Source organism: Bacteroidota bacterium (genome assembly GCA_018692315.1).
In the GTDB taxonomy this organism is placed as follows: Bacteria; Bacteroidota; Bacteroidia; order Bacteroidales; family JABHKC01; genus JABHKC01.
The window spans coordinates 1-12,889 of the sequence record JABHKC010000017.1; the positions used below are offsets into that span (position 1 = coordinate 1).

7 protein-coding genes are annotated in these 12,889 nt (G+C 33.1%); 5 read left to right on the forward strand and 2 right to left on the reverse strand.

What is annotated here, in order from left to right:
* Positions 1 to 131: 131 nt before the first annotated feature.
* The gene (gene thpR, locus HN894_01165) at positions 132 to 614 is read right to left on the reverse strand and encodes an RNA 2',3'-cyclic phosphodiesterase (GenBank protein MBT7141916.1); all 483 of its coding nucleotides are present in this window, start codon (positions 612 to 614) and stop codon (positions 132 to 134) included.
* A gap of 66 nt (positions 615 to 680) precedes the next feature.
* Here thpR and elbB point away from each other — a divergent pair, with 66 nt between their 5' ends.
* The 5 genes from elbB to HN894_01190 all read left to right on the forward strand — a co-directional run bounded on the left by elbB (position 681) and on the right by HN894_01190 (position 12,557).
* Positions 681 to 1,334, forward strand: a complete 654-nt coding sequence (gene elbB, locus HN894_01170; GenBank protein ID MBT7141917.1) for an isoprenoid biosynthesis glyoxalase ElbB — start codon at positions 681 to 683, stop codon at positions 1,332 to 1,334.
* 79 nt (positions 1,335 to 1,413) lie between these two features.
* Entirely contained in the window at positions 1,414 to 3,597 is a 2,184-nt protein-coding gene (locus tag HN894_01175) for a S9 family peptidase (GenBank protein MBT7141918.1), read from the forward strand.
* Between the two features lie 179 nt (positions 3,598 to 3,776).
* Positions 3,777 to 4,700 (forward strand): metallophosphoesterase, encoded by a 924-nt coding sequence (locus HN894_01180; protein MBT7141919.1) that lies wholly within the window; start codon positions 3,777 to 3,779, stop codon positions 4,698 to 4,700.
* Position 4,701: 1 nt separating this feature from the next.
* Complete coding sequence (locus tag HN894_01185; GenBank protein MBT7141920.1) at positions 4,702 to 6,675, forward strand: hypothetical protein; 1,974 nt, start codon at positions 4,702 to 4,704, stop codon at positions 6,673 to 6,675.
* A 494-nt stretch (positions 6,676 to 7,169) separates the two neighbouring features.
* Positions 7,170 to 12,557 (forward strand): hypothetical protein, encoded by a 5,388-nt coding sequence (locus HN894_01190; protein ID MBT7141921.1) that lies wholly within the window; start codon positions 7,170 to 7,172, stop codon positions 12,555 to 12,557.
* A 114-nt stretch (positions 12,558 to 12,671) separates the two neighbouring features.
* Here the strand turns inward: HN894_01190 and HN894_01195 are convergent.
* A partial coding sequence (locus HN894_01195) for a hypothetical protein (GenBank protein MBT7141922.1) occupies positions 12,672 to 12,889 on the reverse strand: 218 nt, incomplete at its 5' end.

The following is a 12,889-nucleotide window of genomic DNA, read 5'->3' on the forward strand; positions in this document are numbered from 1 at the left end:
TCTAAGATAGTAACTTATTGGAAAAAAATATACATGAACTCCATTTTTATTTAAAAAATTAATGTTTTTTATCAAAGCTTGCATTTGTCTGTATTACAGAATATTAACATCATTTTGCTTGTTTTTGTGAATTATGCAGGATAGATTTGTTGAAAACTTTTAGCTTTATATTTTTCAATCAAATTTTTCAGAAAATGCTTATTTTCAAGATGTTTTACTCTACCAATTGTAAGATGTGGATTGAAATTTTTAATATCCATTTCAAAACCAAGTTTTTCCATAGCCAGTTCAATATCAAATTTTAGCTTATCTAATTCTGGCGATTCATTAATTCCTATCCATAAAGCTCTTGGATTTTTCAGGTTTTTAAACAAGCCTGTTTCGCACAAATCTAAAGAAAATGATTTTTGATTGCCTGCAATATTTTCTAACTTTTCGCAAATTGGTTTAATCAAATTTTCATTGGTATTTCCGAGAAATTTAAGCGTCAAATGCAAATTATTTTCATCGACCCATCTGATTTGTGAATCTTTCAAAACCAACTTATAATCGTAAATTACTTTCAATAAAGTAGTTTCAGCTTTAATTTTTATTGCAATAAAAGTTCGTTTCATTTTATAAAAATGCAAAAAATAAGTATTTTAGACCAAAATTTATTATTATAATTTAAAATAGATATTATGGAAACTCAAAAGAAATTTGCAGTAGTATTAGCCGGATGTGGAGTATTCGATGGAGCTGAAATACACGAAGCAACCATGACTTTATACTCTATAAAAAAAAATGGAGCTGAATACGAAATTTTTGCACCCAACATTCAGCAACATCATGTTGTGAATCATATTTCGGGCGAAGAAATGGATGAAACCCGCAACGTTTTGATAGAATCTGCACGCATTGCACGCGGAAATATTAAAGCTTTGAGCGAATTTAAAGCTGAACAATTCGATGCCATTATATTTCCGGGAGGTTTTGGAGTTGCCAAAAATTTGTGCGATTTTGCAATAAATGGCACAAATTGCACTGTGGACGAAGAAGTTGAGGCAGCAATTAAAAAAATGTTTGCTTTGAAAAAACCAATTGGTGCCTTGTGCATTTCGCCGGTTTTGCTAGCTAAAGTTTTAGGAAATGTAGAGCTTACAATCGGGCAAGATAAAGGAACAGCAGAGGCAATCGAAAATCTCGGTTCAACACACCTGAATACAAATCATGGCGAAGTTATTGTTGACAAAGTATATAAAGTAGCCACAACACCTTGCTACATGCTCGATGCTTCTATTACCGACATTGCCGATGGAGCAGAAAATATTGTGAAAGCAATTCTTGAGATGTGATAATTCTCCATAACACATTTTTCAAGAGGACATTTTTTAATATCAATTATCAACATCATAAATTAAATTTTCAAAAAAAATGAAATTTCTAAACAAACTATTAATTGTCATTGCAGTTTTTGCAATTGCAAATCCACTTTTTTCGCAAACAGATACAAAGAAAATAAGCCTTGAAGACCTTTGGAAAAACTACACATTTTATCCTCGTTCGGTTTACGGTTTGCGCTCCACGAACGATGGCGAAAATTACACAGTTTTAAACAAAGGAATTAATATTCTAAAAATCAGCTATAAAACCGGAGATACTTTATTAAATTTCACTGACACAAGTACATTTTACGATAATGGAATCAAGAGAATTTCAGATTATAGTTTCAACGAGACGGAAACAAAAATCTTGCTGACAAGCAAAAAAGAAGCAATTTACAGGCATTCATTTTCGGCAAGTTATTTTGTTTTCGATATTGAAACAAAAAATATTATTCCTTTGTCGGAAAATGGCAAACAGCAGTTAGCAACATTTTCGCCCGATGGTTCAAAAATTGCATTTGTAAGAGACAACAACCTTTTTGTTATGAACTTAGCTAAGCTTGAGGAAATTCAGATTACCACCGATGGAAAATACAATGAAATAATTAATGGTGCTCCCGATTGGGTTTACGAAGAAGAATTTGCTTTTTCGAAAGCTTTTGTTTGGTCGCCAAATGGTGATAGATTAGCTTATTACAAATTCAACGAATCTGAGGTTAAACAATTTAACATGACTACTTATGGTGAACTTTATCCTGAATGGTATCGTTTTAAATATCCAAAAGCTGGTGAGGACAATGCGATTGTAAGCATCAATGTTTTCGATTTCAATACAAAAAAATCAATTGTTGCAGATATTGGAACAGAAACAGACCAATATGTTCCACGCATAAAATGGACAAAAGACAATGATATTTTTGCGATTTACAAAATGAACCGGCTCCAAAACAAACTCGAAATTCTGTTGGCTAATGCTAAAAATGGAAGCACTCAAATAATCCTGACAGAAGAGGACGAAAAATATGTGGATGAGGTAAAAGATAACACAGTAATTTTTCTCAACGACAAAAAACATTTCATCTACAGTAGTGAAAAAAGCGGATTCTATCATTTATATTTATACGATTTGAACGGCAATCTGGTGAATCAAATAACTCAAGGCGAATGGGATGTTACAGATTTTAACGGATACGATACAAAATCGAAACGAGTATTTTTCACTTCTGCCGAAGATTCTCCACTACAACGAAAAGTTTGTTCTATAAAATTGAACGGCAAATCGAAAAAAGACATTTCGCAAAAAATTGGTACAAACAAAGCAGTTTTTAGCAAAAACTTCAAATATTTCATAAACTATTATTCGAATGCAAATTCTCCAACATACGTGAGTTTGCACAATTCGTCAGGCAAATTTGTTCGAGAATTAAAAAACAATAATAGCCTTATTGAAAAAATGACAGATTATGGTTTTAGTAAAAAAGAATTTTTCTCATTTAAGACTTCCGAAAATGTAGAATTAAATGCCTGGATGATAAAACCTTCGGATTTTGACGAAAACAAAAAATATCCTGTCTTTTTCACAATTTATGGTGGTCCTGGTTCGCAAACCGTAACCGACAGTTGGGACGGGAACATGGGTTGGTATCAAATGCTTGCTCAAAATGGCTATATAGTAGTTTCGCTCGACAATAGAGGAACAGGAGCACGTGGCGAGGAATTCAAAAAAATTACCTACGAACAATTAGGAAAATACGAAACTATCGATCAGATTGAATTTGCAAAATATCTAAGGAGAAAATCTTTTGTCGATCCCGATAGAATTGGCGTATTTGGCTGGAGTTATGGAGGTTATATGTCCACACTTTGCCTAACGAAAGGAGCAGCATTTTTCAAAATGGCAATTGCAGTTGCTCCGGTTACCAACTGGCGATTCTACGACTCAATTTATACCGAAAGATATATGGGACTGCCGAAAAATAATGCAGAAGGATACGATGATAATTCGCCAATAAATCATGTTGAAAAAATGAAGGGCAAATTCCTTTTAGTTCATGGAACCGGCGACGATAATGTTCATTTTCAGAATTCTATGGAGCTGGCATCGAAACTTATTGAAGCAAATATACAGTTCGAGGAGCAATTTTACCCTAACAAAAATCATGGCATCTATGGAGGAAACACCCGATTGCATCTTTACACAAAAATGACAAATTTTATTTTTGATAATTTATAGTAATTCTATCAATAGTACGAAAACCAAATTTCTCGCATATTATGCAGATAAAGGCAGAAAATTTATAAACGAAAATCCGCTACATCTGCGGGAAACAAATTTTAGACAGATGAAATAATCAGTGAATTTGAGGCAAATTTCAATTATAATTTCAAATATCAAATTAGCATCTTATTAAAATGCAAATAGGAAAAAATGAAAGAAGAATTATTTGGGCTGCTACGCGCTCGGTGTTAGAAACCGACACCTATAAGCGTCAAAAAAAAGGAAAAAGCCGGCGATATTGGAAATTCTTTAAGGGGCTATTAAAAATCTTCATTTTCATTATAAAGGTGGTGAAACTCTACGAAATTGGTTTAAAGAATGCCAAAAATATTGTAATTAATGAAAAAGACTTTTATTTCGAAAATTTGCCGGCAGCTTTCGATGGCTATAAAATTATGCACCTTTCCGATTTGCATTTCGACACTCTCGAAGGAATTGAAAATATTATTGCTAAACTAATAAAATCGCAAAGCTGTGATATTTGTGTAATTACAGGAGACTATCGGAAGAAAAACACTGGAGGAGTAGCAAGAATTTCTGAACCCATTCAAACCATAGTGAATGCTCTACAACAAAAAGATGGAATTTATTCTGTTTTCGGAAATCACGATTCTTACCTTATGCTAAATCCACTTGAAAAAGCAGGGATCAATGTATTGCCTAACGAAAGTTTAGCTATAAAAAAGGGAAATGAACAAATTGTGATTACCGGCATTGACGATCCACATTCATACTACACCGACCAGATAGTTGACACAATTGAAGAAAGCAATGGTGAATTTAAAATATTGCTGGCTCACTCGCCCGAAATGTTTCGCGAAGCCGAGAAAAATGGCTACAGTTTATATTTTTGTGGACATACACATGCCGGACAAATTTGCTTGCCCGGAGGAATTCCATTGATTACACATCTGTACGACGGAAAAAAATTCTACAAAGGGAAGTGGCAGTATAAAAAACTTTCAGGTTACACATCGTCGGGCTGCGGAGTTTCAGGAATCCCAATTCGCTTCAATTGCATTGGAGAAGTTGCTATTTTAACTTTGAAAAAGAAGTAAATTGAAATCATTAAATTCAATACAATTAAGAAAAACCAGATACCATTTTAGAGTCTTTGTTTTTGCTGCAATCATATTTTTTCTGAAACAAAATGTCTCTTCACAGTCGCTAATCCCGGTGCTTGATAGTTTAAAATTCCACAATGTAAAACATTTGATGAATAGGGATTCTACAACTATTTATACCGATGACAGTGTATATTTTTATACAGATTCTTTGTCGCTTCCTATTAAAAATAACTCAAAATATAAAACTAAAGCATTTTACGATTCAATCAGGTCTAAAGCCAATAATTATTGGTTGTTGAAAGAAGTTTACAATCTAATACTTTGCAATCCAAATTCAACAATTAGTATTGATAATAAAGAAATAATAGAATTTGAGAATCAGTTTTCGGAATTCGAAGGTAAAATTATCAAGCAGATTCATTTCTATAAATTAGACATTTTTGCATTTGAACAATTAGATTCAGTTTCTATCACTAAATCCAAATTGCGGAAGTTTCTAAACAAAACTCATGTAAATACTCAGGACAGAGTTTTAAGAAACAATTTGCTTTTCGCAGAAAATGAACTACTGAAGCCCGACCTAATGGCTGATAATGAAAGAATTTTACGAGATATTTCTTATATTAACGAAGCCAGATTTTTAGTAATTCCCGCCTCGCAAGACTCTGTCGATATTTTTATTATTACAAAAGATGTTTTTTCTGCTGCCCTCGATGGAAAATATCATAACAAAGATTCTATGTCTATTTCGTTTTTTAATAATAATATATTCGGGACAGGGCACAAGTTCAGCAACGATATTTTGATGAACAGAAGAGATATGAAACCAGTTGGATATAATGCAAATTATAAAGTTGCAAATATTGCAGGTAGTTTCATTGAAGGAAAATTAATTTATGACAATGCCTTCGATATTACAAATTATGAAATTGATTTGAAAAGAAATTTTCTTGCAAAGAAGTTTCAATATGCGGGTGGGATTAATCTGAAACAATCAAAAATAATTGAGTCTAATTTAAATATAAAAAATGACACAGTAAAATTCAACTATCTGGATTTTTGGTTAGGAAGAGCTTTTCAGCTTCCTTCTTTTTCTAATAAAATATTAAAAAAGTCTCAAATAATTGTTTCTGGCAGATTCTTAAGAAAAGAGTTTTGCGAACGACCACCAACCGATTTTCAAACAAACAAAAAATATCATAGGCGAAGTTTGCATATTTTGAGTGTAGCTCTATCTAAACGAAACTATTACAAAAGTAATCTTATATACGAATACGGTAGAACCGAAGATATTCCTTATGGTTATCTGTTAGAATTGATAGGTGCATACGAACTTAATGAGTTTAGTAATAGGCATTATTCAGGCATAAGATTTTCAGCAGGCAAGCTCAAAAATTTTGGCTACATTTATGGCAACATTGATTTTGGTGGCTTTTTTGAAAAAACAAATTTCCAACAAGGCAATTTTTTGCTTAAAACTCAATATTTTAGTCATTTGCAGACAAAAGGAAGATACCATTTTCGGCATTTTATTGATATAGAGTATCTCATTGGAATAAATAGATTTGAAGACGAATTACTTTTTTTGAGCAACAATACAGGTATTCGAGGAATCAATTCAGATTTATTAGTTGGGACAAACAGATTTTCGCTGAATCTGGAGTCGATAGTTTTTACTCCCTGGCATTTCTATGGCTTTAAATTTGCTTTTTTTAGTTTCCTAGATATTGGCACTATCGGACACGATTTGTCATTTGTTTTCGATGAGAAATACTATTCGGCAATAGGTTTGGGTTTCAGAATTAGAAACGAAAACCTTCTTTTTAAAACTTTCCAGTTTAGGATTGCATATTATCCATCACCTTTGAGCGAAACTTCAAATCTCGGATTACATTTGTCAGGAAAAAATGTTCATCAATTTGAAGATTTTGAACTTAAAATTCCGGCTCCTTTTGTTTTTGAATGAAAAAGTTGGAGCTTGAAGGTTGGAAATTTGAAATTTGAAATATACAAACTTTCAACTAAAATCCTGAAAGAGACAATCTGTAATAGCCATGCCATTTATGGCAAGGAAAAGAAAACGGAAAAAATAGTATTGGCGGGATTTTTGATTTTTTCAAAAATCATGACAAAACGGTGGGATAAAAATAAAAAAGTTCATCAGCCACAAATTACAAACTCGCGGCAGATTGGGAGTTTTTGAATAGCCACGTATAATCATTAGATTTTTGCACATAACTTATATCATTGAAATAATGCAATTTGTTAATAAATTTGTTTTATCAAGCCAATAAAATTATGTTTGTATAGAATATTTTGATTTATGAAAAAAGAAATATATAGAATAAATAGTTGTAATATTTTCTGTAAATATTTAAATTACAAGATTTTATATTATTTAATAGTCGAGTTCAAAATATTAAAGGGAAAAAATCAATTACATTTTAAAACTATAAAACCATGAGTAGAAAATATAGATTACTTGCAATCTCAAGCATAATTATTGCATTTAGCTTTTTAAATCTGAAAGCTCAGGACACCACAATAATTCAAGGATATTTAACATTTGAAATTACAAATGCTGCTTGTGCATTTGAGCCGCAAGGAGCAATAAATCTGACAGTCGATCAGCAAGGATTTCCAGGACCTTACACCTATTTTTGGGAAAGTAGTGCAGGTTTTAATGACACTATAGAAGATTTATCTTTTCTATCTGCCTCGACATATTCTGTAACAGTTACAGGTTTTGGAGGGAGCACAATTTCCGGTTCAGTAAATGTTGAACAGCCACTTAGTTTGCAAATATCATTAAATTCTACATCTGAGACTTGCAATTCGCTTGGTAGCATAGACTTAACGATTTCAGGAGGAACACCTCCATATTACAATTTCTGGAGCAATGGTTCAACCACACAAAATTTAATTAGTCTATTAGGTGGGCAATCTTACACAGTTTATGTAACCGATGCAAATATGTGTAATGCAGTAGGCTCTGCCTTTGTCGATAATCTCATATTAGATGTAAATTTTATAAGTACTGATGTAAGTTGCTTTGGAGGTAACGATGGTTCGCTTGAATCATATGTTTCTGGGACAAGCCCATTTTCATACGAATGGAAAGATTCTTCTAATAATATTGTTTCAGTTTCAAATGCAATTTCATTTATGCCTGCTGGTGAATATTCCTTTCATCTAAGCGATGGAAATTCATGTGTAATCGACACTTTTGCAGTAATTAATCAAGCTGACCCAATCACTACAAGTGTAATAGTTTCGGATATTTCTTTACCCGGACTTGCAAATGGAGCAATTGATGTTTCTACAACCGGCGGTACTCCACCATATGTATTTTTCTGGACAAATGGAAGCATGACTGAAGATATTTCAGGTTTAACACCTGGAACTTATTCTCTTTTCATTATGGATGTAAATTCCTGTACAGAAACAATTATTGCAAGCGTAAATGAGCCGGCAACACAAGATATTCTTTCTTTTGAAGTTGCTGATGCCGGTTGCAACAATTCGGCAATTGGAGAAATTAATTTAACTATTGATACTTTGCTTTTTTCAGGACCATACTCCTACCAGTGGAGCAACAATATGGGATATTCAATTTTTCCTGATACTCTCGAAGATATAAGCAATTTGCAAGCGGCAATATATTCTGTAACGGTTTCTGGTCAAGGTGGATCAATTATTGGTTCGGTTGAAATTTTTAGCCCACTCGAAACAACATATTCAATGACAGTTTCCAATGAAACTTGTGATTCTTTAGGCTCAATAAATTTGGAAATTCAAGATGGAGTTTCTCCATTTTCATTTTTATGGAATACGGGCGAAAGTAGCGAAGATATTTTTAATCTAAATCCAGAATTTTATTATTCAGTACAAATTACCGATGCTAATAATTGCATAACAACAGACTCTGCTTATATATCTTCATTTGTTATAAATGTTAGTTTTATAGAAACTTCGGTAAGTTGTTACGGACATTATGATGGTGAGTTGGAGGCAGTTGCACAAGGTACTCCGCCATTTTTGTACGAATGGACAGATAATCAAAACAATTTTATTTCATCTCAAAATATAATCAACAATCAAATTGCAGGTTTATACAACTTTCATTTATCTGATGTAAACGGTTGTATTCTTGATAGCTCAATTTCAATTTCTGAACCTCAAGCTATAAGCATAAGTTCAAATATTATTAATGCTTCAAGTTTTGGTGCAAGCGATGGTGAAATAATTGTTTCGATTACTGGAGGAACTCCAAATTATTCATTTTCATGGAATAATGGAGCAAGTTCGCAGAATCTATATAATGTAGGCTTCGGAAACTATACATTGATTGTTACAGATGCAAATCAATGCCCTGATACGTTAATTGCCGCTATAAATCAACCAGCCGGAGAAGATACCTTGTCTTTCATAGTAACAGATCTAAACTGTGCGTACCAGCCCACCGGAGCTATCGATTTAGTAATCAACCCTGCATTATTTCCAGGACCCTACACATATTTATGGACGAATAATATGAGTTTACCAATTTCTCCAAACAATACCGAAGATATTTCAAATCTTTATGCAGCAGAATATACAGTAGTTGTTAGCGGTGCAAACGGAACCATTAGCAGTTATATCTCGGTAAATCAACCAGATATGATGCAATCATCCTTCGACGTAAGCAATCAATCATGCAATTCTTTAGGTGCAATTGATATGACTATGAACGGTGGAACTCCGCCATATTTTTATTTTTGGAGTAATGGTTCGATAACTGAAGATATTTCAAATCTAACTTCAGGAAATTATACTATACTTATAGCAGATGCAAATATGTGTTCCGTTAATGCTACAATATTTGTTGATTTTTCTTCTATAGATATACAATTAGAAACCAGCAATGTAAATTGTTTGGGACAATCTGACGGAGCAATTATCCCTAATGTAATTGGCACTCTACCTTTTTCATTTGTTTGGACTGATATAAATTTAAATATAATTTCTACCGCAGATAGTTTGATAAATCAATCAGCCGGTTGGTACTTTCTTAAAGTAACAGACGGATTTGGTTGTATTGAATTAGATTCTGCTGAAATTGTTCAGCCAGCAAGTATAATATCTGTTGATTATTCTACGGTAGAAGTTGTAGGCCTTGGGGCTAACAATGGACAGATTGATATTACTCCCTTTGGTGGAACTCCTCCATACAACTTTATATGGAGCAATGGAGAAATTAGTGAAGATATTGACAATCTTGCTATAGGATTGTACGAACTAACAATTTCTGATAATAATTTCTGTACTGAAATATTTTCATTTACCGTAAATCAATATACATCTCAAGACACAATTTTGCATGAAACAACTGACCTTATGTGTGCATTCGATCCTCAAGGACAAATAAATATTAGCATTGATTCTTTGCTTTTCCCCGGACCTTATACATTTTTATGGACGAACGATATGGGATATCCTATTTCACAAAATGATATTGAAGATATTTCAGGACTTTTTGCAGCTAACTATACAGTGAATATCACAGGTGCAAATGGAACTTATTCTGAAACATTTGAAATTGTACAACCAAGCCAAATCCAATTAAGTTTTGATAAAACTAATGAAACTTGTAATAATCAAGGAGCAATAGATCTTTCTGTTTTAGGGGGAACACCACCATATACATTTTTGTGGAGTAACAGCGAAACGACTGAAGACATTAGTAATATTCAAGGAAATGAATTATACACAGTTATCGTAACTGATTCAAATAATTGTAGCCAAATAATTTCAGATTCTGTTTTTAATGAGACGACTGAAATACAATTATTTACAACATCAGTTGTCTGTTACGGCGACAATGATGGGCAAATTCTAAGCACAATAAATGGGATTGCTCCTTTTAGCTATGTTTGGACTGATTCTCAGTCAAATATAATTTCGTTTGATTCAAATCTTATAAACCTTTATGCAGGAGAATATTTTCTGGAAGTAAGCGATGGAAATGGATGTATGATATTTGATTCAACAATTATTTTGCAGCCTGAAAACTCCTTATCAATCAATTCTACAATTGTAGATGCAACTTGTTATCAAGGCTCCAATGGCAGTCTTCAGGCAACAGTAAGCGGAGGTACAGCACCTTATCAGTATCTTTGGTCGAATACTCAAACTACCTCATCGATTATTAATCTAACAAGCGGACTATACGAGCTTACTATTACTGATACAAATACCTGCCAATTGATCGATACAATTTTTGTCTCAGAATTGAATTCTCAAATTAATATCACTAATAATATTACTGATATACAGTGTTATGGAGAAAATAATGGAGAGATTGATGTTTCTGCTGAAATAAATTCAAATACTTCACAATTTAGCTATTTATGGTCGAATGGAGAAACAACAGAAACAATTTCAAATCTCTCCGCAGGATTTTATCAGATTACTATAACTCATCAAATATCATCATGTTTCAATTCTGCTTCATTTGAAATTATCCAGCCATTGCAACTACTTGCAAACATCAACAATCTGCAAAATGTGAATTGCTACGGCGAACAAACAGGAATGATACAAACAAGCACAATAGGTGGAACTCCTCCCTACTCCTACACTTGGTCCGATGGTTCTTCAGCTGAAAATATTGAAAATATTGGAGCAGGATCTTATGATCTAATAGTAAACGATCTAAATTCATGTCAGGATACTATCTATGCAACTATTGCACAGCCGGATTTTCCTATTGAAATTAGTAATTATTTTGTTACAAATACCTCCGATTTTGGAATAAGCGATGGATCAATTAGTATTACTGTTTCCGGTGGAATTTTGCCATATACTTTTTCATGGAATAATGGATTTACTACACAAAATATCAGCAACTTAGCTGCCGGGAATTATTCGACAATAGTAGAAGATTCAAATGGTTGCCAAATAAGCATGTCCTTCGACATTTCTGTTTCGTCGAGCAATGCACCAAATTGGACTTATTCAACTACACCAAACCCTCATCTGGTACTTGTTTATGACAATATTCCTATCACAATAAATGGAGCTCAAATTGAAACAGGCGATTATATCGGAATGTTTTTTGATTCGCTCGGAACTTTAGCTTGTAGCGGATATGGAGTATGGCAAGGAAATAACACCACTATTTCAGCTTATGGTGAAAACCTCGGAAACGATGGATTTTCTATTGGTGAAGAATTTAATTGGAAAATTTGGGATGCTTCAACCGGAACTGAATATATAGCCGTAGCTACCTATATGCCTTTTCCTCCAATGCCAAATCAAGGAAATTTTGTTAATGGTGGTTTGAGTGGTTTGACATCTTTAATTGCTGAAGGAGAACAATTTCAAGAAATTGATTTACCAGTTGGCTGGAGCTATTTTTCTACTTATATGATTCCTCAAAATCCTTCAATAGACACCGTTCTAAATGATGTAATTCAGAACGTTCAAATTGTGAAAAATTATCTTGGTGGAACATTTTGGCCATTATACAATATCAATTTAATTGGAGATATTTCTAATTGCGAAGGCTATCAAATTAAAATGATAAACAGTGATACACTTACAATAGGAGGTGTTGCTATCATTCCTGAAAATACTTCATGTATAATTCCTGCAGGATGGAGCTATCTTTCTTACCTTAGAAACAATCCGGCTTCAATTATACAAATGTTAAGCTCAATTTCAAACGATATTGAAATAGTAAAAGACTATCTCGGCGGAACTTATTGGCCTGCCTGGGGAATTAACCTTATTGGTGATATGAAACCCGGCGATGGCTATCAAGTGAAAATGAATAATTCAGCCAATTTAACCTATCCTGCTAACTAATACGGCATTTATTCATTAAAAAAAGCTTGTCATAATGTATGTAACAAGCTTTTTTATGATTAAATGAAATTACACTAATCTGATAGCTATCGAAGAATAATTAATGATTCACATCTAATAAACCAAAACATCCCCAACATTCATCTTCACCTGATAGCCTTTTCCGGGAAGCATATTACCTATGTTGTTTACACTAAATTGTGGCCAGTAAACGTTGCCGGCATCGTCTTTTACAATTTCGGTATTTGACACAATGGTTGAAAATATTTGTGAAATATCGATAGGGGATTGCAACAGGTAACCAATTATATTCCAGCCTGCAGAGAGGGAAA

Coding starts and splice junctions, on each gene's coding strand:
- elbB (MBT7141917.1), top strand. CDS start 681: ATGGAAACTCAAAAGAAATTTGCAGTAGTATTAGCCGGATGTGGAGTA.
- HN894_01175 (MBT7141918.1), top strand. CDS start 1,414: ATGAAATTTCTAAACAAACTATTAATTGTCATTGCAGTTTTTGCAATT.
- HN894_01190 (MBT7141921.1), top strand. CDS start 7,170: ATGAGTAGAAAATATAGATTACTTGCAATCTCAAGCATAATTATTGCA.
- thpR (MBT7141916.1), bottom strand. CDS start 614: ATGAAACGAACTTTTATTGCAATAAAAATTAAAGCTGAAACTACTTTA.
- HN894_01180 (MBT7141919.1), top strand. CDS start 3,777: ATGCAAATAGGAAAAAATGAAAGAAGAATTATTTGGGCTGCTACGCGC.